19 protein-coding genes are annotated in these 22357 nt (G+C 62.6%); 7 read left to right on the top strand and 12 right to left on the bottom strand.

What is annotated here, in order from left to right:
* Positions 1-56 precede the first annotated feature (56 nt).
* The 3 genes from IE053_RS08570 to rpmF all read right to left on the bottom strand — a co-directional run bounded on the left by IE053_RS08570 (position 57) and on the right by rpmF (position 2376).
* Positions 57-443, bottom strand: coding sequence for a hypothetical protein (locus IE053_RS08570; protein ID WP_189574958.1), 387 nt, complete (start codon positions 441-443; stop codon positions 57-59).
* Positions 444-763: 320 nt separating this feature from the next.
* On the bottom strand, positions 764-2038 hold the full coding sequence (gene eno / locus IE053_RS08575; protein ID WP_189574959.1) for a phosphopyruvate hydratase: 1275 nt from the start codon (positions 2036-2038) through the stop codon (positions 764-766).
* Between the two features lie 155 nt (positions 2039-2193).
* Positions 2194-2376, bottom strand: a complete 183-nt coding sequence (rpmF, locus tag IE053_RS08580; RefSeq protein WP_189574962.1) for a 50S ribosomal protein L32 — start codon at positions 2374-2376, stop codon at positions 2194-2196.
* Between the two features lie 186 nt (positions 2377-2562).
* On the opposite strand from rpmF, the gene IE053_RS08585 reads away from it, so the two are divergent.
* Together IE053_RS08585 and IE053_RS08590 are read left to right on the top strand one after the other, a co-directional pair.
* Positions 2563-2853 carry a hypothetical protein gene (locus tag IE053_RS08585; RefSeq protein ID WP_189574964.1) on the top strand — a complete coding sequence of 97 codons (291 nt, stop codon included), beginning with the start codon at positions 2563-2565 and terminating at the stop codon, positions 2851-2853.
* Positions 2854-3001: 148 nt separating this feature from the next.
* Positions 3002-3985 carry a lipid A deacylase LpxR family protein gene (locus IE053_RS08590; protein ID WP_189574966.1) on the top strand — a complete coding sequence of 328 codons (984 nt, stop codon included), beginning with the start codon at positions 3002-3004 and terminating at the stop codon, positions 3983-3985.
* A 105-nt stretch (positions 3986-4090) separates the two neighbouring features.
* Here IE053_RS08590 and pyrG read toward each other — a convergent pair whose 3' ends face one another.
* The 6 genes from pyrG to IE053_RS08620 form a co-directional block, all read right to left on the bottom strand.
* Entirely contained in the window at positions 4091-5737 is a 1647-nt protein-coding gene (gene pyrG, locus IE053_RS08595) for a CTP synthase (protein WP_189574968.1), read from the bottom strand.
* A gap of 144 nt (positions 5738-5881) precedes the next feature.
* Entirely contained in the window at positions 5882-6154 is a 273-nt protein-coding gene (locus IE053_RS08600) for an HU family DNA-binding protein (RefSeq protein WP_189574970.1), read from the bottom strand.
* 153 nt (positions 6155-6307) lie between these two features.
* Positions 6308-6616, bottom strand: a complete 309-nt coding sequence (locus IE053_RS08605) for a chorismate mutase (protein WP_189574972.1) — start codon at positions 6614-6616, stop codon at positions 6308-6310.
* A gap of 110 nt (positions 6617-6726) precedes the next feature.
* The gene (lon, locus tag IE053_RS08610) at positions 6727-9138 is read right to left on the bottom strand and encodes an endopeptidase La (protein ID WP_189574974.1); all 2412 of its coding nucleotides are present in this window, start codon (positions 9136-9138) and stop codon (positions 6727-6729) included.
* A 162-nt stretch (positions 9139-9300) separates the two neighbouring features.
* Positions 9301-9528 carry a DUF2061 domain-containing protein gene (locus IE053_RS08615; RefSeq protein WP_189574976.1) on the bottom strand — a complete coding sequence of 76 codons (228 nt, stop codon included), beginning with the start codon at positions 9526-9528 and terminating at the stop codon, positions 9301-9303.
* 34 nt (positions 9529-9562) lie between these two features.
* Positions 9563-10933, bottom strand: coding sequence for a spinster family MFS transporter (locus IE053_RS08620; RefSeq protein ID WP_189574978.1), 1371 nt, complete (start codon positions 10931-10933; stop codon positions 9563-9565).
* A gap of 81 nt (positions 10934-11014) precedes the next feature.
* Here IE053_RS08620 and IE053_RS08625 point away from each other — a divergent pair, with 81 nt between their 5' ends.
* Together IE053_RS08625 and IE053_RS08630 are read left to right on the top strand one after the other, a co-directional pair.
* A complete protein-coding gene (locus IE053_RS08625) occupies positions 11015-12010 on the top strand; it encodes an NADPH:quinone oxidoreductase family protein (protein ID WP_189574979.1) in 996 nt (331 codons plus the stop codon).
* Positions 12010-13224 (top strand): threonine synthase, encoded by a 1215-nt coding sequence (locus tag IE053_RS08630; protein WP_189574981.1) that lies wholly within the window; start codon positions 12010-12012, stop codon positions 13222-13224. Before IE053_RS08625 ends, IE053_RS08630 begins: the two co-directional genes overlap by 1 nt.
* A 99-nt stretch (positions 13225-13323) precedes the next feature.
* Here IE053_RS08630 and IE053_RS08635 read toward each other — a convergent pair whose 3' ends face one another.
* Positions 13324-13782 carry a MaoC family dehydratase gene (locus IE053_RS08635; protein WP_189574983.1) on the bottom strand — a complete coding sequence of 153 codons (459 nt, stop codon included), beginning with the start codon at positions 13780-13782 and terminating at the stop codon, positions 13324-13326.
* Between the two features lie 181 nt (positions 13783-13963).
* On the opposite strand from IE053_RS08635, the gene IE053_RS08640 reads away from it, so the two are divergent.
* Positions 13964-16699 carry a TonB-dependent receptor gene (locus tag IE053_RS08640; RefSeq protein WP_189574984.1) on the top strand — a complete coding sequence of 912 codons (2736 nt, stop codon included), beginning with the start codon at positions 13964-13966 and terminating at the stop codon, positions 16697-16699.
* Between the two features lie 105 nt (positions 16700-16804).
* Here the strand turns inward: IE053_RS08640 and IE053_RS08645 are convergent, their stop codons facing one another.
* Both IE053_RS08645 and IE053_RS08650 read right to left on the bottom strand, forming a co-directional pair.
* Positions 16805-17173, bottom strand: coding sequence for a VOC family protein (locus tag IE053_RS08645; protein ID WP_189574986.1), 369 nt, complete (start codon positions 17171-17173; stop codon positions 16805-16807).
* A 38-nt stretch (positions 17174-17211) separates the two neighbouring features.
* Positions 17212-20778 (bottom strand): adenosylcobalamin-dependent ribonucleoside-diphosphate reductase, encoded by a 3567-nt coding sequence (locus tag IE053_RS08650; protein ID WP_189574994.1) that lies wholly within the window; start codon positions 20776-20778, stop codon positions 17212-17214.
* 216 nt (positions 20779-20994) lie between these two features.
* Here IE053_RS08650 and IE053_RS08655 point away from each other — a divergent pair, with 216 nt between their 5' ends.
* The gene (locus tag IE053_RS08655; protein WP_189574996.1) at positions 20995-21531 is read left to right on the top strand and encodes a cold-shock protein; all 537 of its coding nucleotides are present in this window, start codon (positions 20995-20997) and stop codon (positions 21529-21531) included.
* Between the two features lie 45 nt (positions 21532-21576).
* Positions 21577-22344, top strand: coding sequence for an RNA methyltransferase (locus IE053_RS08660; protein WP_189574998.1), 768 nt, complete (start codon positions 21577-21579; stop codon positions 22342-22344).
* Positions 22345-22357: the final 13 nt, after the last annotated feature.

Here is a 22357-nt window from a genome sequence, read left to right on the forward strand (position 1 = left end):
ATCTAATGGCCGAAAGCCCAAGGCTCAACAAGAGTTCAGGCCGTGCGACCGAATAATCAGGCGCCCTGGTTCTCAAGAAGCGCCACGGCGATGAGGTTGGTGAGCTCCGCTTCGTGGCTGACCTCGATCGCGGCGACTGCATCAAGCTCGCCGACGGCGATCCGGTACTCGCCCGGACGCATGTGCCCGAGGTTCGCGCGGACGCTCTCTTCCAGCAGGTCTTCGTCGAGCGACTCCAGCTCCAGCCGGTCGGCCCGCTCTTCGAGACGTGCCTGCTCGACCATCAGCCCCGCCACCACCATCGCCTGCTCTGCCCGCACCTCTGCCAGCTGCTCGGCACGTTTCAGGCCGTCAGGACCGTTAAGACCCATGAGCGCCTGGTAAGCGGCAGCAACGAGAAGCGCGGCGGGCACAACCGAAGTGACAAGGATCGAACGGATCATCTGCATAAGGAAAGAAACTCTGAAGGACCCCGCAAGCTTTTGCGAAACAGAGTTACCGCGCGGTGAATCAATTCTGGGATTCTTCAGCACAGCGGAAAGATTCTTCGCCCAGAGGTTAATATCCACAGGAACAAATAGAGTCTACGCGGAGGACTTAGGTCCTCCCCTCTCTCATTCCGGGCGCGAGGCTTGGCCTGCCCCGGAATGACAGGAAAGCGCGAGCAGCGCGCCTACGCCTTCGAAGACGCCTCAGAGAACGCAGCGCCGCTCAAAAAAAGAGCGCCCCGCAGGGCGCTCCCATCGCTCCGCAGGTAAGCCCTTCAGCCTTTCAAAACATCAGCACCCGGATATTTCGCCGACGGCCCGAGCAGCTCTTCGATACGCAGGAGCTGGTTGTACTTCGCCGTCCGGTCCGAGCGGGCCAGCGAGCCGGTCTTGATCTGGCCGCAGCCCGTCGCGACCGCGAGGTCGGCGATCGTCACGTCCTCGGTCTCGCCGGAACGGTGGGACATCACGGCCTTGAACCCGGCCTTGTGGGCCATGTCGACGGCTTCCAGGGTCTCCGTCAGCGTGCCGATCTGGTTGACCTTGACGAGGATCGCGTTGCCAGCGCCTTTCTCGATGCCTTCCTTCAGGCGCTTCGGATTGGTCACGAACAGGTCGTCGCCCACCAGTTGCACCTTGTCGCCTACCCGCTTGGTCAGCTCGACCCAGCCGTCCCAGTCGTCTTCGGCCATGCCGTCTTCGATCGACTTGATCGGGTAGTCATTGGCGAGTTTGGCAAGATACTCCGCCATGCCGCCGGCATCGAGCTTGGTGCCTTCGCCAGCGAGGTTGTACTGGCCGTCCTCGAAGAACTCCGTGGACGCCACATCGAGAGCGAGGACCATGTCCTCGCCAGCCTTGAGGCCGGTGTCCTCGATCGCTGCCATGATGAGGTCCAGCGCGGCACGGCTCGACGAGATGTTCGGTGCGAAACCGCCCTCGTCGCCGACATTCGTGCCCATGCCTTCGGCCTTCAACTTCTTCTTCAGGGCGTGGAAGGTCTCCGCCCCCATGCGCAGCGCCGCGGCAAAGCTGTCCGCGCCGACCGGCATGATCATGAATTCCTGGATGTCGATCGGATTGTCCGCGTGCGCACCACCATTGAGGATATTCATCATCGGCACCGGCAGCGTATTCGCGCTCGGTCCACCCAGATACCGGAACAGCGGCAGCTCGTGGCTCGCGGCAGCAGCCTTGGCCACGGCGAGGCTGACGCCGAGGATGGCGTTGGCGCCGATGCGGCCTTTGTTCGGTGTGCCATCGAGGTCGATCATGGCGCGGTCGATGAAGATCTGCTCCTCGACATCGACGCCGAGCAGGATCTCCGAGATCTCCGTCTGCACGGCGTGGACCGCGTCCTTCACGCCTTTCCCGCCATAGCGCTTCTCGCCGTCGCGGCGCTCATGGGCTTCGTGCACGCCTGTCGAGGCCCCAGAAGGCACGGACGCACGGCCCATCGAGCCGTCGTCGGTGATCACGTCCACTTCCACCGTCGGGAACCCGCGGCTGTCGAGGATCTCGCGCGCGATAATGTCAGCGATCATGAACATGGGTGCATCTCCGTAACTGGGCGCCCCATGCCATCTTTCTCCGCCGACGCAAAGCCATGCTCTGCTGATAGCGCGCACGAAAAAAGCCGCACCCGAGGGCGCGGCCTTTAACCTTGCTGCGCCGGAAACCGTAAAAGGCTTCCGATGCCGAGACCTCAGTCTTCCTGCGGAGGAAGGACCTGGCGACCGTTATAGGTGCCCGACTTGAGGTCGATATGGTGATTGCGGCGCAGGTTACCGGTCTTGCTGTCCTCGATATAGGACGCAGCCTCGAGCCGGTCGTGGGCGCGGCGCATGCCTCGCTTCGCGGGCGTGACTTTTCTCTTAGGGACGGCCACTTGAGCTCACTCCAATGTTCGTAAGGCGCGGCGGATAGCCGAACTTCCCGGCCCTGTCCACCGCCTTCAGGCCTTAAATTCATGGCCCTCAGAGTTAATTCACACCGCTCGATTGCAATCAAATGCGCTGAGCGATCCTGAACCCCTCACCGTTATACCAGAACAACAAAACACGGGGGTGTTGGTATGACGACTTTGATCAAGGCGGCTGCTGTCGCCTTTCTGGTAGCAACAACGGCGGGCGCAGGCGCTGGCGAGCGGCACTATGTGAGCATGTCCGCAGCATGGGCATCACTGACGCCTGACCAGCGCCAGATGATCGACCTCGTCGCTGCCGACATCTGGGAGACCGAGCGGGACAACCGCGCGATCTCTTACGATGCTCTGGGCGAGCGCCGGAAAGGTGCCCTGCGCGAGCAAGCCATGGATCGCCTTGGCTTCGAACCGCGCCGCAGGGTCCGCGGCGTCGAAGCCTAGAACACCTCGGATCGGGGGAAGATGACGGGGTCGGCCTTGGGGACAGGGCCGGCCCCGTCGCTGTTTCCGGCCACCCTTCCAAAGGGAAAAAGCAGGCGTCCCTTCGCGAGACAGGGGAATCTGGCGCGAATCTTGAAACGATCGACACATGTTGCGTCGTGTCCATATCCGTATCGCCAGCGTGTTGGCAGGAATCGCCTGTGCAGCACTGCTTTCCGCCGCGTTCGCAGAAGAAACCAAGGAACCCGGCACCCTCACCTTCACGGTCGAGAACGACGTCGTCTCGGGACAGGACCGCCACTATACCAATGGCCTCCGCATCGCTTATGTGACCGCCCCGGTGACGCCCAATGCTCTTGAGCGCATGCTCTCCAAGGATGGCGACACCGTCCGCCGCAGCTTCTCGCTCAGCCAGCAGATCTACACGCCGGAAGATCTCTTCACGGATACTCCCGACCCCGATGACCACCCTTACAATGGCTACCTCTTCGGTGAGGCCTCCGTCCTGACCGAGCGGGATGGCCGCTGGGACCTCTATACGCTGGAGGTCGGCGTGGTCGGTGAAGGCGCCCTTGGCGAAGAGACACAGAATTGGTTCCACCGCACCTTCGATTTCTGGGAAGCCGAGGGCTGGGACACCCAGATGGACACTGAAGCCACGGTGAACGTCTCCTATGACTGGAAGGGTCGTCCCTGGGCTGAGGGCAAGATCGGCAGCCTCGATGCCGAGTTCACCCCGGTCGCAGGCTTCTCCGCCGGCACTGTCGCCATCAATGCCCGTGCAGGTGGCATGGTCCGCATCGGCCCGGAGCTGGTCCCGAACTTTGGTCCGGCCCGCATCCGCCCGTCCCTCACTGGCTCAGGCCACTTCTCGAAGGGCGGCAGCTGGTTCGTCTTCGCAGGCGTCCAGGGCCGCGCCGTCGCTCACGACCTCTTCCTCGAAGGCAGCTTCTTCCAGGACAGCGCCACCGTCGAAGCCGAAACCTTCGTCGCCGACTTCCAAGGCGGCATCGTCGCCGAAGTCGGCAAGGCTCAGCTCTCCTGGACCTACATCGCCCGCACCAAGCGCTACGCCACGCAGGACAATGGCGGGGACCAATTCGGCGCGTTCTCCGTGGGCTTCAAGCTCTAGGGGCTGTCATGCCGCGGCAGCCAAAGCCTGAGCCCCGGACCCAAAAATTACCCGGCATGGATTCCGGGCTCGCTCTGCGAGTGCCGCGGAACGACAGCCGAGAGATCACACCAACCGCGACCGCTTCAGCGCGGCTTCGATGAAGCTCGCGAAGAGCGGATGCGGCTCGAACGGGCGGCTCTTGAGCTCTGGGTGGTACTGGACAGCGATGAACCAGGGGTGGTCATCGATCTCCATGATCTCCGGCAGGCGGCCGTCGGGAGACTTGCCCGAGAAGCGGATACCATGCTCCTTGAACTGATCTTCAAGGTCCATCTGCACTTCGAAGCGGTGGCGGTGACGCTCCTCAATCACGTCCTTGCCGTAGATCTGGTGGACCTTCGAACCCGGTTCGAGCTTCGCTTCATAGGCACCGAGGCGCATGGTGCCGCCAAGGTCTGCGCCCTCGTCGCGGGTCTCTTTCCTGCCGTCCTTCTCCCACTCGGTCATCAGGCCGACGACATGCTCACCGTTGTCGGTGAATTCCGAGGACGTCGCCGCATCCATCCCGAGCAGGTTCCGGGCCGCTTCGATGACAGCCATCTGCATTCCGAAGCAGATGCCGAAATAGGGAATATTCTTCTCACGGGCGAACCGCGCAGCCTGGATCTTGCCCTCTGCCCCACGCTCGCCGAACCCGCCGGGCACGAGAATACCGTGCACGTCGGAAAGCCTGTCCATCGCCAGCTCGTCATTCTCGAAGATCGCGCTGTCGATCCAATCAATGCTGACCTTCACGTTGTTCGCGATGCCGCCATGGGCCAGCGCCTCGATCAGCGACTTGTAGGCATCCTTCAGGACGGTGTACTTGCCGACGACGGCGATCTTCACCTCGCCATCGGGCGCGATGATCCGGCGCGTCACTTCACGCCAGCGCGAAAGGTCCGGGCTCGGAGCATCATCGATGCCGAAGGCCGCGAGTACCTCCGTATCGAAGCCCTCATTGTGGTAGTCGAGCGGCACTTCGTAGATCGTGCGCGAGTTCATCGCTTGGACGACAGCCGAAGGACGGACGTTGCAGAAGAGCGCGATCTTGCGCTTCTCCCCTTCCGGGATTGGCCGGTCCGCACGGATGAGCAGGATATCAGGCTGGATGCCGATCGAGCGCAGTTCCTTGACGGAGTGCTGGGTCGGCTTGGTTTTCATTTCTCCGGCTACGGAGATGTAGGGCATCAACGTCAGGTGGACGAAGATCACCTGACCGCGCGGCATTTCGTTACCGAACTGGCGGATCGCCTCGAAGAACGGCAGGCCCTCGATGTCACCCACCGTGCCGCCGATCTCGCACAGAAGGAAGTCGACCGGGTTTCCGTCAGCATCGAGAGCATCAGACTTGATGAAGTCCTTGATGGCGTCCGTGATGTGCGGGATGACCTGCACCGTGGCGCCGAGATAGTCGCCGCGACGCTCCTTCTCGATGACGCTCTGGTAGATCTGTCCGGTGGTGATGTTGTCACCCTTGGTGGCCGAGACGCCGGTGAAGCGCTCATAGTGGCCAAGGTCGAGATCCGTCTCCGCCCCGTCGTCGGTAACGAACACCTCGCCGTGCTGATAAGGGCTCATCGTCCCCGGATCGACGTTGATATAGGGGTCGAGTTTCCGAAGACGGACGGAATAGCCGCGTGCTTGCAAAAGCGCGCCAAGCGCTGCGGAAGCCACCCCTTTTCCGAGAGAGGAAACCACGCCGCCGGTGATGAAAATGTACCGCGTCATGGGAGGCCGCCTTAGGCCCGAATCATCGGCGGCGTAAAGCGCCGCGTCCCATGTTTCGGAAAAGAAAAACCCCCGCCCTGCCCGAGAGGGCCAGCCGGGGGTCCGACACCTGCCAGGCGCTGCGCACGCCCGGCGAAGCCGCTCTTAGTTGAGCGCGTCTTTCAGGCCTTTGCCGGCCGAGAATTTCGGCTGGATCGAGGCTTTGATCTGGATGGTTTCACCGGTGCGCGGGTTGCGGCCCTCACGGGCTTCGCGCTTCGCCGACGAGAAGGTGCCGAAACCGACGAGGCGGACGTCGTCGCCCTTCTGCAGCGCTTCGGTGATCGCGTCGAAGACGGCGTCGACGGCTTTACCGGCTTGAGCCTTGCTCATATCAGCCTTGCGCGCGACTTCGTCGATGAATTCGTTTTTGTTCATGGCGTGAAAAACCCCTTTGATTATGCGGCCTCCAGGCCACACGCGGGAGGCTAATGAGGTTTCTCGACATGCGTCAAAGGAGAATTTCGCTCTGAAACCCGCATAAAACCTAGGGTTTCTCTTATCTATCTGTTTTTAATGCGTTTTTCGCCCTCATTCCGAGCGCAGCTTTTTCCAGATTTCGCCCTCGTGATCGATGCAACGCTCGATGAGTTCCCGCCAGACCGGCTCCGCGATTCGGGGGCTGAGCCCTTTTGTCTCCGCGGTTTGCAGGACTTTTTGCACCACGTCCTCGATGCGCCAAGGCACCCGGACATCTTCTGCACGCGGCTTGATCCGCGCCGCGGCCTCCATGTAGCCCTGCCTGATGGCGAGGAGATGGACGAGTTCGCGGTCGAGTTCATCGACCCCTTCGCGGACCTCTTCCATGGTCGAGCAGGCGGCTGGCAGTTTCGCTTTCATGATGGCGAGCTAGGACGTGGGAACCGGTTTGGGAAGACGCTGCGCTCTTTTGCTGCGCATGAAAAAGGCGGGCCGAAGCCCGCCTTCTTGTTTCGTGGTCCCGGAAGACCTCAATGCGTGACCAGCGTGCCGCCGTCGGACGGGGTTTCCCCGGCCGGAGACTGCTTCTTCAGAGCCTCCTCTTCGGGGTCCCATTCGATCGGCGTCAGCGGCCCGGTCAGCGCAAGCTTCAAGACTTCGTCGACATGCCCGACAGGGATGATCTCGAGATGCTCCTTCACGCTGTCCGGGACGTCCGCGAGATCCTTCTCGTTCTCCTCGGGAATGAGGACCGTCTTGGTCCCTGCCCGCAGGGCGGCGAGAAGCTTCTCTTTCAGGCCGCCGATCGCCAGCACCCTGCCGCGGAGCGAGATCTCGCCGGTCATGGCGATATCCTTCCGCACTGGGATACCGGTCAGGGCAGAAACAATGGCCGTGGCCATCGCAACGCCCGCTGACGGTCCGTCCTTGGGGGTCGCACCCTCTGGTACGTGGATGTGGATGTCGGTGGTCTCGAAGACCGTCGGCTTGATGCCGAACTCCACGGCGCGGCTGCGCACATAAGAGGCGGCGGCCGAGACCGACTCCTTCATCACGTCCTTCAGGTTCCCGGTCGGGGTCATGCGGCCCTTACCAGGCATGGTGACACCCTCGATCTTGAGGATATCTCCGCCCACGGAGGTCCAGGCGAGACCGGTGACGACACCGACAGCGTCATCGCCTTCCACCTCGCCATAGCGATATTTCGAAACGCCGGCAAAATCGGACAGGTTGTCGACCGTGACCGTGACCTTGCCTTCGGCCTCGCCCTTCTCAAGCTGGGTCACAGCCTTCCGGGCCAGGTTGGCAAGCTCCCGTTCGAGGCTCCGCACACCGGCTTCGCGAGTGTAAAGACGGATGAGCTGGAGCAGCGCATCGTCCTCGATCACCCACTCGTCCTCTTTCAGGCCGTGCTCCTTGCGGAGGCGCGGCAGGATATGGCGGGTCGCGATCTCGACCTTCTCTTCCTCCGTGTAGCCCGGAATACGGATGATCTCCATCCGGTCGAGAAGCGGTTGCGGCATGTTCAGCGAGTTCGCCGTGGTGACGAACATCACATCGGACAGGTCGTAGTCGACTTCGAGGTAGTGATCCGAGAACGTATCGTTCTGCGCCGGGTCGAGCACCTCGAGAAGCGCCGAAGACGGATCACCGCGGAAGTCCTGGCCCATCTTGTCGATCTCGTCGAGCAGGAACAGCGGGTTCGACTTCTTCACCTTCTTCATCGACTGGATGATCTTGCCGGGCATCGAGCCGATATAGGTCCGGCGGTGACCGCGGATCTCGCTTTCGTCGCGCACGCCGCCAAGCGACACACGGACGAATTCGCGTCCGGTGGCTTCCGCGACCGACTTGCCGAGCGACGTCTTACCGACACCCGGAGGACCGACGAGGCACAGGATGGGTCCCTTGAGCTTGCCCGTCCGCTTCTGCACGGCGAGATACTCGATGATCCGTTCCTTGACCTTTTCGAGGCCGTAGTGGTCCCGGTCGAGCACTTCCTGAGCCTTGTCGAGGTCGGCCTTCAGCTTGTTCTTCGAACCCCAAGGGATCGACAGCAGCCAGTCGAGATAGTTGCGAACAACGGTGCTCTCAGCCGACATCGGTGACATCTGGCGAAGCTTCTTGAGCTCGGCCTCGGCCTTTGCCCTCGCTTCCTTCGAAAGCTTGGTCTTGGCAATGCGCTCCTCGAGCTCGGACAGTTCGTCCTTGCCATCGTCACCCTCGCCGAGCTCCTTCTGAATGGCCTTCATCTGCTCATTCAGGTAGTACTCGCGCTGGGTCTTCTCCATCTGACGCTTGACACGTCCACGGATCTTTTTCTCCACCTGAAGGACCGACATCTCGCCTTCCATGAAGCCGTAGACGGCCTCGAGGCGCTGCGGGATCGAGGTGATCTCGAGCAGCTCCTGCTTCTCGGAGATCTTCAGGTTGAGGTGCGAAGCGACCGTGTCGGCGAGCTTCGACGCATCGTCGATCTGGCCGATCGATACGATGACTTCCGGGCTCACGCGCTTGTTGAGCTTCACATAGCTTTCGAACTGGGCGTTGACCGAACGGGCCAATGCCTCGACCTCGGCCTCGTCACCTTCGGCTTCATCGAGTTCGACGGCCTCGGCTTCGAAGTAATTCTCTTCATCAGTGTACTGCGTGATCTCGGCACGGCGGACACCTTCGACCAGCACCTTCACGGTGCCATCAGGCAGCTTCAGGAGCTGCAGGACCTTGGCGACGACGCCTACGCGGTAGATGTCATCGGGGGTCGGGTCGTCATTACCCGCGTCTTTCTGGGCAACCAGAAGGATCTCGCGATCCGCTTCCATCACGGTTTCGAGGGCGCGCACGGATTTGTCGCGACCGACGAACAGCGGCACGACCATGTGCGGGAAGACGACAATATCTCGGAGTGGGAGGACCGGATAGGTCCTGATCTCTTCACTCATAGGAACTCCTCTCGGCAGTTTCCGGCGGCACCGCCCGCATCCGGCAGCGCGGCTCCGCCACAATCGCGCTCGGAAAACTAACTACGCGATAGCTCCAATTATTTCGGGAGCCACACCCTACGTTACAAGCTCTGGTTTAACTCAGTTCCCGTGAACGAACGGTCACACGATCGGCGGATTCTGAACGCGGAAAGAAGCGAGTTCTCCACCAAGCTTAGGGCTTCCTTCCCAGATCCGCTCATGCAGCGCGTAGGCACCCGTCTGGATGAACGGCTCGACGAGTCCAATCGCCGCCGCCGCCGTCCAGCTTCCCGTTAGCGCGTAGGCAACGGTGAAAGCGACCGCGAAATGCACCACGGCGTAGGTGGTCGTCTTGGCGGCGGTGCGCATGGGCTTCCTTTTTGCGAATGACTCGCAAGACCAACTAGGCCTGAGCGCCCTCCCCTGCAAGGGGTGATGGCTGCGCCGTCTCGGATTTGGCCCGTGCCCAGTCCCTTGGCAGCAGCTTGGCCGAGATCAAGAACATCACCACCGACAGGGCATAGGCGATGGAGAGGGCGAGGAGTGCGATCCTCAGTCCCTCAAGCTGGCTGCCCGTGGACAACGCGAAACGGTCATAGAGGTAGCCCGTCACCGAAGGCCCGCCGCCGAGGGCGATGAGGTTGAGGACAAAGAAGAAGACAGCCGTCGAGGTCGCCCGGACCGAAACCTTGGCGAGGTTCTGCGCCACGGAGAAGCTCGGCCCGAGATAAAAGCCGAGGAAAAAAATGTAGACCGACAGCCCGGCAAAGAAGATGACCGGCGATGTCGTCAGCCATGAGAAGGCAATGGCGACCGCTGCGATGGCGACGGTCACGGCCGGGACCAGGGCGTAAGCCGCCACGTTCTTCTTGCCGAAGTGATCCGCGACCACGCCGCCAAGATAGGTGCCTGTGGCATAGAAGATCGCGTTGCCGATCCCGAGACCGATCAGGAGCGGCTGCAGCGGAAGGGTGACAAAGGCCCCCGTCCATGCGCCGACTTCTGCCGTGGGTTCGCCGTAGATGTAGAGGGTGAGGAACGCATTCACGGCATAGGAGCCGAAGCTTGCGAAAGCGATGCCGAGGGCCATGGTCCAATAGCTGGGGATGGTGGCGAGCTCGCCCAGCGCCTGCTTGAAAGGCAGCGGCGCGACCTTCGAACCGTCCATCCGGCCGCGCTCCGGCTCCGGCACGACCATCTTCACGAGGATAGCGACAGGGATACCGAGCGCGCCGATAACAACGAAAGCGAGGCGCCAGTCGACCGTGCCTCCACCAGCGAAGAACGCTGCGGCGAAATAGGCGATCATGATCCCGAAGGGGATGCCAAGCGCATAGGTCGCGAGCGCCCTCGCCCGCTCGTTCGGCGCGTAGAGGTCGGACAGCAGCGAATGGCTGGGCGGCGAGCAGCCCGCTTCGCCCACGGCGACGCCGATCCTGAGTATCGCCAGCGCGATGAAGCCGCCGGCGAAACCGGTGAGAAGCGTGAAGAAACTCCATGTCGCGAGGCTAAGCGCGATGATGGTGACGCGGTCGAACTTCAGCCCACCGACGGTCTTGGTGTTGTCCACCATGGACGCGATGGGAATGCCGATGATCGTGTAGAAGAGCGCGAAGACGAACCCCGTCAGAAGACCGATCTCCGTCCCGGAGAGGCCAAGGTCGGCCTTGATGAAGGGCGCGAGGACGCCGACGATCTGCCGGTCGATGAAGTTGAACACATAGACCAGGGTCAGGAGGCCAAGGATCGCCCCCCTGTTCTCAAGCTTCTTCACGCGCGCTCTTCCCCGTGGTTATCGTTGTAATTCCCGCGACCGTGCCTAGTCTCGCGCCAACAGACAAGCGGGAGATGCGCCATGAGAGCCTTGATGTCAGTGACACCGGGCGGACCCGAGACCCTTGAGATGGTCGAGAAGGAAACGCCCAAGCCGGGACGTGGAGAAGTGCTGATCGCGATCCATGCGGCGGGCTGCAACTTTCCCGATACGCTGATCATCAAGGACCTCTACCAGTTCAAGCCCGAGCGTCCGTTTGCGCCGGGCGGAGAGGTTGCGGGGGTGATCGAAGCCGTCGGGGAAGGCGTCGATGAAGCCCGGATCGGCCAGCGGGTGGCCGCTGCCGTCGGTGCGTTCGGCGGCTATGCGAGCCACGCCGTCTGCGATGCCAACGCGGCCATGCCGATCCCCGACGAGATGAGCTTCGAGGTCGCTGCCGGGTTCATCATGACCTACGGCACGAGCTACTACGCGCTGAAGGACCGGGCGGATCTCAAGAGCGGCGAGAAGCTCGTCGTTCTGGGCGCGGCGGGCGGTGTCGGTTCTGCAGCAGTGGAACTCGGCAAGGCGATGGGTGCCCATGTTACCGCGTGCGTGAGTTCCGAGGATAAGGCGCAGTTCTGCAAGAACCTCGGTGCCGACGAGACCGTCGTCTATCCGCGCGAGCTCGACCGGGATGCGTCGAAAGCGCTGGCGGGCGCGATCAAGGAAAAAACCGGCGGCGGCGCGGATGTCCTCTACGATCCGGTCGGTGGCCCCTATTGCGAGCCGTCCCTGCGCGCCATGGCCTGGGAAGGCCGCTATCTCGTGGTGGGCTTCCCGGCAGGAATCCCGAAACCGCCGCTCAACCTGACACTGCTCAAGAGCAGCCAGATCATGGGTGTCTTCTGGGGCGCAGCCGTGATGCGCGATCCGAAGGGCCACGCGTCGAACATGGCCGATATCGCGCGCATGATGAAGGAAGGCGCGCTCAACCCGCGGATCACCGCGACCTTCCCGCTCGAAGAAGGCGCGAAAGCCCTCGAGATGCTCGAGAACCGCGAGGCGCTGGGCAAGATCGTGCTGAAGGTCGCCTGATGGGCTTTGTCACCCACCTCGAATGCGCGATGACCGGCGAGCACTACGCCGCCGGTGAGCCGCACGGCCTGTCCCGGGTCGGACGGCCGATCGTCGTCCGGTATGACCTCGACCGGGTAAAGGATGCGCTGACCAAGGAGAAGCTCCGGGAGCGGACGGAAGGGTTCTGGCGCTACCGCGAGCTTCTTCCGGTGCAGGAAGCCGAGAACCGCATCTCCCTCGGCGAGGTGGTGACGCCCCTTCTCCGCTTCCAGCGCACGGAGAAGAAGCTTGGCGCCACGGGGACGCTGATGGTGAAGGACGAAGGCCGCCTGCCCACTGGGTCTTTCAAGGCGCGGGGCCTGGCCCTCGCTGTGTCCATGGCGAAGGAGTTCGGGATCGGGCACATGGCGATGCCCACCAATGGCAATGCCGGCGCGGCTCTGGCGGCTTATGCCACCGCCGCCGGGATCAAGACGACGGTCTTCTGTCCCGACGACACGCCTCAAGTGAACATTGACGAAATCGCCTTCCAGGGGGCCGATGTCTACGTCGTCAACGGCCTTATCAATGATTGCGGCAAGATCGTCGGCGACGGCAAGGAGGCTGTCGGCTGGTTCGATGTGAGCACGCTGAAGGAGCCCTACCGCATCGAAGGAAAGAAGACGATGGGCCTCGAGCTGGCCGAGCAGCTTGGCTGGGAGCTGCCGGACGTCATCTTCTACCCGACCGGTGGCGGCACCGGCCTGATCGGCATGTGGAAGGCGTTCGACGAGCTCGAGCAGATGGGCTTCATCGGCTCGCACCGTCCACGGATGGTCGCCGTGCAGGCCACGGGCTGCGCCCCGATCGTCAAGGCCTTCGAAGAAGGTGAAGAGCACGCGCCGCTCTGGGAGAACGCGCATACGGCGGCGGCGGGCATCCGTGTGCCTGTGGCTGTGGGCGATTTCATGATCCTCCGTGCGGTGAGGGAATCGGATGGCTTCGCCATCGCCGTCGAGGAGCAGGATATCTTCGACAGCTGGGCGGAGTTCGCAAAGGAGGAAGGCTTCCTGCTCTGCCCCGAGGGTGCGGCGACCTATGCCGCCTACAAGAAGGCGCTGAGCGATGGCCGGATCGGCAAGGACGACCGGGCGGTGCTCTTCAACTGCGCCACGGGGCTTAAGTACCCGATGACGGCTGAGGTCGGGTCCGTCGACCGGACGCAGCCAATCGATTATGGACGGTTCTCCTGACGGAAAGCGGGCGGCGCGAAACCGCCTGCTGCCACTGCCGTCGCCTTCTCCGGCTAGACAGGGTCCCCCGGACTTTTTCTCCTCGGTTCGCGAGACCGCCTATGAAGTCATCTGCATCGTGACCCATTCGGCGACGAGAGCGGCCTTTTCTTCGCCCTCGATCTCGACCTCGACATTGTAGGTGAGGACATGGGTGCCCTCGCGAGGCTGCTTGTAGTCGGCGAGGACAAACTTGCCGCGGATGCGCTTGCCGGCACGGACAGGGTTAATGAACCGGACCTTGTTGAATCCGTAGTTGACCCCCGCGGTGATGCCTTCGAGCACGTAGACCGTCTCCGCACCGAGCTTGGACAGCATCGAGAGCGTCAGGAATCCATGCGCGATCGTGCCGCCGAAGGGCGTCTTTTTCGCTGCTTCTTCATCGACATGGATGAACTGGTGGTCCTCGGTCACGTCGGCGAAGGCGTTGATCCGGTCCTGGTCGATCGTGACCCAATCCGAAACCAGCGGACTGTTGCCGATCTGCGACAGGATGGCGTCCTGTGTGATCCTGTTCATTACAAAACCCTTTCAACAAGTTCGGTTTAGGCTAAGCCTTCGGACAATGGCAGCAGTCCGTGCGGGGCTTTCTAAGGCGCATTGAGACTGGTGGCGCAACCACGAAGCGTCCTGCTTGTTAAGAGCCCTTAATGGGCCGGGCGTACGTAATCTGTCCCCAAACGGGACTAGGGAGGATCTAGTGAAGCGAACTCTACTCTTTGCCACGACCGCGCTTGTCGGTACGTCCGTGGCTCTTCCGGCGGCCGCGCAGGTCGACGAAATCGTCGTCACCGCGACCAAGCGTGAGCAAACCCTGCAGGAAGTGCCGATCGCCGTCTCCGTCGTCCAGGAAGAGACGATCGAAGACGCACAAATCGTCGACGCCCTCGACCTGCAATCGATCGTGCCCTCGCTGCGCGTCAGCCAGCTCGAGCGCACCTCGAACACCACCTTCTCTATCCGTGGCTTCGGCTCGGGCGCGAACAACCCGGGCATCGAGCCCTCGGTCGCCGTGTTCATCGACGGCGTGTTCCGGACCCGTGCGGGTTCGGCCCTCGATGACCTGCTCGACCTCGAGCGCGTCGAAGTCCTGAAGGGTCCGCAGTCGACCCTCTTTGGCAAGAACGCCGCCGCAGGCGTCGTCTCGCTCGTCACCAAAAAGCCGGAATACACCTGGGGCGGCACGCTCGAAGCGACCGTCGGCAACTACGACTCGCGGATCCTTCGCGGTGTCGTCACCGGCCCGATCAACGACGTCTTCGCCTTCTCGCTCTCGGGCGCCTACAACAAGCGCGACGGCTATTTCGACAACCAGGGCTTCACCGAAGACTACAACAACCGCGACCGCTACTCGCTCCGCGGCCAGCTTCTCGCCCAGCCGACCGACACGCTCGAGCTGCGCCTGATCGCTGATTACTCCGAGATCGAAGAGCGTTGCTGCGGCACGGCCCGCGTCACCGATGGCTCGACCGGTCCGATCATCCGCGACATTCTGGGCGGCGAAACCCCGAACCCGGGCGCGTTCGACTACGTGATCGCCAACGATTTCGAGAACAACAACGAGATCACCAACACCGGCCTGTCGCTGCAGGCTGACTGGGACCTCACTGCTGACAGCACGCTGACCTATATCGGTGCCGTCCGCCGCTATGACGACTTTGTCGATTACGAAGGCGACTTCACCACGCTCGCGCTCCTCGGCGAAAACGTCCGCGGCGTCGACAGCGACACGATCACCCAGGAACTCCGCCTGGTCGGTTCGAAAGATCGCTTCAGCTACCTGCTTGGCGGCTACTATTTCTACGAAGACGTCGACATCAAGGACAGCCGCCTCTACGGCTCGGATGCCCGCGCCTATGTGGACAACCTGTCGGCTGCCGCAGCCGGTGCCTTCGTCCAGGTCGCTCCGGGCGTCTTCGTTCCGGATACGTCGCAGAGCCCGATCAGCGGTCTCGAAGCCGCTCTGTTCGGCCCGGCGAGCGTCGGCACGGTGTTCTGGCAGGAAGGCGGCGGCACGTCGTTCAATGCCACGCAAAAAGACCAGCAATGGCAGCTCTTCGGTCAGTTCGACTTCGAAGTCACCGACCGCCTGACGCTGACCGCCGGTCTTGCGTATTTCAACGCTGACAAGGAAGTCGACTTCACCGACGTCACGCGGACAAACCCGTTCTCGGACCTCAACTTTGTCGAGATCGGCTTCGGCTCGCTGTTCCAAGGCGTGACGAGCCTCGCACCGACGCCGACCAACATCGCGACCTTTGCAGGCTCCAGCCCGACAAACGCTGCGATCGTCCAGGCTCTTCAGTCCGCTTCGATCACGCGTAACGAAGACGCCCTGGCCAGTGGCGGGGTTCTCGTGAATGGCGTTGTCGTCGATCCGAATACGGGTCTCCCGATCGCCAACCCGCTGCTCGGCCTCTTCCCGGACCTGCAGCCGCTTGGCCCGCTGACCCCGTTCCCGAACGCGGTCGAAGACGGCAAGAGCTCGGACAGCGATACGCCGTTCACGCTCCGCGCCGCTTACGATCTCACCGACCGGACCAACATCTACCTCAGCTACGCGACGGGCTTCAAAGCCACCTCGTGGAACCTGACGCCGGATACCCGTCCGGTCGCCGGTGACATCCAGGCCCTTCTGGCCGCAGGCGATCTCGCAGCAGACGGCGCCTTCGGTGCTGGCAACGTGGTGCCGACCGGCCTTGCTCTCGAGCTGGCAGGCATTCCGAACCAGTATTCGGGCACCCGCTTCGCCGGTCCAGAGACGAACAAGGTTCTCGAGTTCGGTCTCAAGACCCGCTTCGGCTGGGGTTCGCTCAACGCAGCGGTCTTCAACCAGATCGTCGAGGACCTCCAGACCTCGATCTTCCAAGGCACCGGCTTCGTCGTTTCGAACGCTGGCGAGCAGGAAGTGAATGGTCTCGAGTTTGACGCGGTCATCCAGCCGCCGGCGATTCCGGGCCTGACCATCAATCTTGCCGGTATGTATCTCGACGCGCAGTTCAACGACTTCCCGAACGCTTCGGTGCTTCGCGGCAGTGACGCTGACCTGGCTGACGGTACGGTCGACGGCATCGGCAACCTCGATGGTGAGCGTCCGGCCGGTGTTCCGGAGTTCTCTGGCTCGTTCGGTTTCGACTACCGCAATGCGTTCGGTGACGTAGGCGAGTGGTTCATCCGTGCGGACTACCAATACGAGAGCGATGTCCAGGTCGTTCAAAACGTGCCGGAAGACATCCTGTCGCGTGAAATCGGCATGTTGAACGCCTCGCTCGGCATCAACTTCGACAATGGTCTCGAAGCGATGATCTGGGGCCGGAACCTGAATGAAGACGAGTTCTTCACCTCCGGCTTCCCGACCACGCTGCAGGCGGGTTCGATCTCGGCTTATCCGAACATCCCGCGGACCTACGGCCTCACCGTCCGGAAGCGCTTCTAAGCTTCCGGCGACAGCCAGAACCAAGAAACCCCGCCGAGCGATCGGCGGGGTTTTTCTTTGTGCCAACGGCTGACGACGCCGACTGGCCGGGGCAAGCAGGACCGATCAGGCCATGGCGAAGAAAGCCAGCTTGTTGCCGTCAAGATCGCGGGCATAAGCCATGTAGAACTGCTCGCCACGCAAGCCTGGCGCGCCCTCGTCCTTGCCGCCGAGTTCCAGCGCCTTGGCGTGAAGCCTTTCAACATTCTCCTTCGATCCTGCGGCAAGGGCGACCATCACCCCATTGCCCACCGTCGCGGGCTTGCCGTCGAAGGGCTTACCCACGACGAGGAGCGGCTGGTCGAAGTTCCTGCCGAAGCCGCAGGTGCGCTCGCTATCCATCAGCGGCTTGGCGTCGATGATCCCGAGGAGATCCGTGTAGAACGCCTTGGCCTTGGCGAGGTCGTTGGTTCCGATAGTGACGTAGGCGATCATGGTGCACTCCCTTTTGCGGGAGCGCCTTTGCGGTCCCGTCAGCTACAGCCTGTCGTCGCGCCGCAGCTCTCGCAGCGCAGGCAGGTTCCATTCCTTACCAATGTGAACTGTCCGCACTCCGTGCAAGCGTCGCCTTCATATCCTTTGAGGCGCGCCTCCTCGCGGCCGTCTTCGTCGCCGACGGCGCGCAAGGGCACTGGCTTTTCTTCGGCTGGAGGATGAGGTTCGGGATCGGTGTCATCGCGTGCCTCGGCTTCGGGTTCTTCGTCCTTCTTGCGGAAGCGGTCGAAGTCGCCGCCGCGCAAGACCACGAGGTTGTCGATCTTCTGCGACCGGGTCAGGCCCTTTGAGATGAAGCGCTGGGCTTCCTTTTCGACGCCTTCTTTCTCACCGCCTTGCCCGACGCCGAAGGTGTCTTCGTTCTGGGGCACATGGCCAAGGTCCGAGCGACCCAGATAGGAGATCGCCAGCTCACGGAAGATGTAATCGAGGATTGAGGTGGCGTTCTTGATTCGGTCATTGCCGGTCACAGGCCCTGCCGGTTCGAAGCGCGTGAAGAGATAGGCATCGACGAATTCCTCGAGCGGCACGCCGTACTGGAGCCCGAGGGAGATCGCGATCGCGAAGTTGTTCATCAGCGAACGGAAGGCTGCTCCCTCCTTGTGCATGTCGATGAAGATCTCGCCAAGCTCACCATCGTCGAACTCGCCTGTGTGAAGGTAGACCTTGTGGCCGCCAACGGCGGCTTTCTGGATATAGCCCTTGCGACGGTCAGGCAGCTTGCGGCGACCGGGCGCGCGCTCGACGATTTTCTCGATGACACGCTCGGCAAAGACGCGGCCGCGTTCGCCCTGCGGCAGGTCGGCCAGATCGTCCGTTTCCAGCTCGTCCGCGGCGGTGAGCGCGCTGGTCAGCGGCTGGCTGAGCTTCGAGCCATCTCGGTAGAGCGCCACGGCCTTGAGCCCCTGCGCATGGGCGGAGGCGTAGGCGGTCAGGCAATCGTGGACCGTTGCGGCGGCGGGCAGGTTGACGGTCTTGGAGATCGCTCCGGACACGAATGGCTGGACGGCAGCCATCATGTCGATATGGGCCGGCACGGAAAGCGCACGGCTGCCAACGCGGCCGCAGGGTGCGGCGCAGTCGAAAACGGCGAGATGCTCGCGCTTCAGGTGCGGTGCGCCTTCGACGGTCATGGTGCCGCAGCAGTAAAGATTGGCGCGGTGAACGTCTTCGTCCGAGAAGCCGAGATCGCGGAGCGTCCTGTACCCGGATTGACCGAGCTGCTCGTCGCTGAAGCCCAGGGTGCCGCGCAGGAAGCTTTCGCCCAGGACATCCTTGGTGAAGACGTATGTGACGTCGAAGGCGGTCTTGAGCGCGTTTTCGATGGCCTCGATCTGGCGCTCGCCAAACCCTTCGTCGCGGAGGTCGTCGAAGGAGATCACGGGTGCGCCCTCAAGGGTGCCGCGACCAAGGGCGTAGGTCTTGATGTCTGCGATCTCGGCGTCGGAATAGCCGAGCTTCTTCAATGCTCTGGGGACGGACTGGTTGATGATCTTGACCGTGCCGCCACCGACGAGCTGCTTGAACTTGACGAGTGCGTAGTCGGGCTCGATCCCCGTTGTGTCGCAATCCATCAGCAGGCCGATGGTCCCGGTGGGAGCGATGGCCGAAACCTGCGCGTTGCGGACGCCGTGGTCTTCGGCCTCCTTCACCGCATCAGTCAACGCAGCGGAGGCTGCGTCGCCAAGGCCTGGGAACGGCACTGCTGACTGATCAAGGACCACAGGCTGCACACGGAGCTTCTCGAAGGGTGCGCCCCCCAGACCTGCGCGGTGGTTGCGCAGGACCCGCAGGACGTGCTCGCGGTTGGCTTCGAAGCGCGGGAACGGTCCGACCTTCGCGGCCATCTCGGCCGAGGTCTGCCACGCAACGCCCTGCATCAGCGCGGTGATCGCGCCAGCGGCGGCGCGGCCCTCGTCACTGTCGTACGGAATGCCGGAGGACATGAGGAGGCCGCCGAGATTGGCGAAACCGAGGCCAAGAGTGCGGTAGAGATGGCTGCGCTCGGCCACTGCCCGCGAGGGATAGCTGGCCATGCCGACAGAAATCTCGAGCGCGATGGTCATGATGCGCGACGCCGCAGCAAGGCCATCGGTGTCGAAAGAGCCATCATCCTTCAGGAACTTCAAGAGGTTGACCGAAGCCAGGTTGCACGCCGTATCGTCAAGGAACATGTATTCCGAGCACGGATTGGACGCATTGATCGTCCCGTCCTCAGGACAGGTGTGCCAGTCATTGATCGTGTCGTGGAACTGGAGTCCCGGATCCGCCGATGCCCAGGCGGCCTCACCGATCTGCTGCCAGAGCGCGCGCGCCGGCACGGTACGGACCTTCTTGCCATCGACCCGGCGGTAGAGAGCCCATTCGTCGCCTGCTTCCACCGCGTCGAGGAAAGCATCGGTGACGCGGACGGAAAGGTTGGCATTCTGGCCGCTCACGGTGCGGTAGGCTTCTGAATCCCAGTCCACCGAGAAGCGCGGGATGGTCAGCGCCGCGCCGCTCTCGACCAACATGCGCAGCGCCCGGTCGATCAGCCCGGACGGGACGCCATCACGCCGCGCGGCGGCGACAGCGCGTTTCAAACGCTCATTGGCCTTGACGTCGAAGCGGGAGCTTTCCGGGGCATCTTCCGTGGCCTTCGCGATGCGGCGGAGGTGACGTTCGATGACAACCGAACCCGCAGCGAGGCAGGCGACTTTTTCCTCCTCCTGGCGCTTCCAAGCGATGAAGTCCTCGATATCCGGGTGGTCGGCGTTGAGGACCACCATCTTGGCAGCACGGCGGGTGGTGCCGCCGGACTTGATGGCCCCGGCGGCGCTGTCCGCGACCTTGAGGAAACTGATGAGGCCAGAACTCGAACCGCCGCCGGACAGGGGTTCTCCTGCCGAGCGCAGAGCGGAGAAGTTCGAGCCTGAGCCCGAGCCGTATTTGAAGAGCTTTGCTTCGCGCGCGATCAGGTCGAAGACGCCGTTCTCGCCCACGAGAGTGTCTTCCACGGACTGGATGAAACAGGCGTGGGGCTGGGGATTGGCGTAGACGTCGGCAACCTCGACCACCTCACCCTGTTCGGGATCGAAGCGGAAGTGGCCCTTGCCGTCCGCCGAGAGTCCATAAGCCCAGTGAAGGCCTGTCGAAAACCATTGCGGGGAGTTCGGCGCGGCGACCTGCTGCTCGAGGAGCGCGACGACCTCGTCGCGAAAAAGCTCCGCCTGCGAACCATCGGCGAAAAGCCCCTGTTTCAGGCCGTGATAGGCCCATGCGGAGGCAATCCTGCCAAAAGCCTGGCGGGCGTCGGTCTCTCCACCGAAGCTGGCATCCGCCGCCGGGACCCGCGGGCAGAGGCTTTCCGGAATCCCCTCTTCCAGCCTCACGTCTACGGCATCTGGCACGCCGCGCTTGCGGAAATACTTCCTCGCAAGGATATCGGCGGCTAGCTGAGAAAAATGTTCCGGGACGGAGACGGACAGCGTCTCTCCATCGACCAGGACCTCGCGCTTTTCATAGCGGGGTTTCGGGGCTTGCGAAAAATGCGGTGCAATGCGCATGGCGGCGGGCTTCTCCTTGCCGAATCAGCCCTTAGCACTCCTCGGGGTCCTGCGCGAAGAGGCTTCGATATTTGCGCGAAATCAACTCTGTATAGGTCTTTTTAGCTCAAAACTCAGTGAAAGAGAGTTGTAACGGCACTGCGCAAAGAACCGTATGGTTGATGACAAACTGCAGGTCACGATCTACACTTGGTCTATGGCTTGGGAGTTGTGACCATGACCGACAGTGCGGACCCCCGCCAGTCGTCGAATGTAGAGCCTGAGACTCCGACGCGTGAAGTCCACGGGGTTGTAAAGTGGTTTGATCAGACAAAGGGCTACGGTTTCATCACGCCGGATGACGGCTCGTCGGATGTGATGCTCCATTCGTCGTGCCTTCGCCTCAGCGGTGTCTCCGCCCCCGTCGAAGGGGCCGAGATCACCTGCGAAGCGGTCGAACGGGCCAAGGGGCTCCAGGCCGTTCGCGTGATCAAGATCGCTGGTGGCCCGCCCCGCGCACCTTCTCGTGAGCCATCGCCAGACCAGGAACTGGCTGGCCCCTTGCGCATGGTCACGGTCAAGTGGTTCAGCCGCGCCAAGGGCTATGGCTTCCTGCAGGAAGACGGCAGCAATGAAGACATCTTCGTCCATATGGAGACCGTCCGCGCCGGGGGCTTTGCCGAGCTGGAAACCGGGCAGCGCCTGATGGCAAGCATGATCCGGGGGCCGAAAGGGCTTCTGGCCAAGGCGATCGCGCCGCACCGCGCGCATTGATCGCCGGGGTGCCGCCACGCCACAGCTGTGCTAGCGGCGCCGGCTATGAACGACACCACCCGAGAAGAGACGCAACCCCTGCAGCCACTGATCGTCCTCGTGCGCCCGCAAATGGGAGAGAATATCGGCGCCGCGGCGCGCGCCATGCTCAATTTCGGCCTCACCGGGATGCGTATCGTCGCGCCGCGCGATGGCTGGCCCAACCCGAAGGCGGTGGCGATGGCAGCCGGCGCAGGCCGCGTGCTCGATGACGCGCGTCTTTTCGACACCGTGGAGGAGGCCGTCGCGGACTGCAGCTACGTCGTGGCAACCACGGCGCGGCAGCGCGGACTGTTCCTGCCTGTGCATGACGCGGAGGGTGCCGTGAAGGAGATCCGTACACGGCAGGCCGGGGGCGAGCGCTGCGCGATCCTTTTCGGCGGCGAGAAATCCGGGCTGGCCACGGAGGATGTCGCCCGTGCCAATGCCATCCTGACCCTGCCGGTGAACCCCGAATTTTCTTCGCTGAACCTCGCCCAGGCCGTGCTCCTGACCGCCTATGAATGGCGCAGGTCCGTGGACGCCTCGCTGCCCTTTGACAGCCCCTATGACGACACGCCCGCGCCGAGGCAGGAACTCGATGGAATGCTCGCGCATTTGAATGGCGTGCTCGAAGAGGCGGGCTACTTCTATCCTGAAGACAAGCGAATCACGATGGAGAGGAATCTGCGCACCATGTTCACCCATGCGCGGTTCACCGAGGCGGAAATCCGCCTCTTCCGCGGTATGATAAGGCAGCTTGCCTATTGGGGACGTGGCGGTTCAGACTCCTGATGCAGGACACGCT

The sequence above is a fragment of the Parvularcula lutaonensis genome (genome assembly GCF_014651915.1).
Taxonomy (GTDB): domain Bacteria; phylum Pseudomonadota; class Alphaproteobacteria; order Caulobacterales; family Parvularculaceae; genus Parvularcula; species Parvularcula lutaonensis.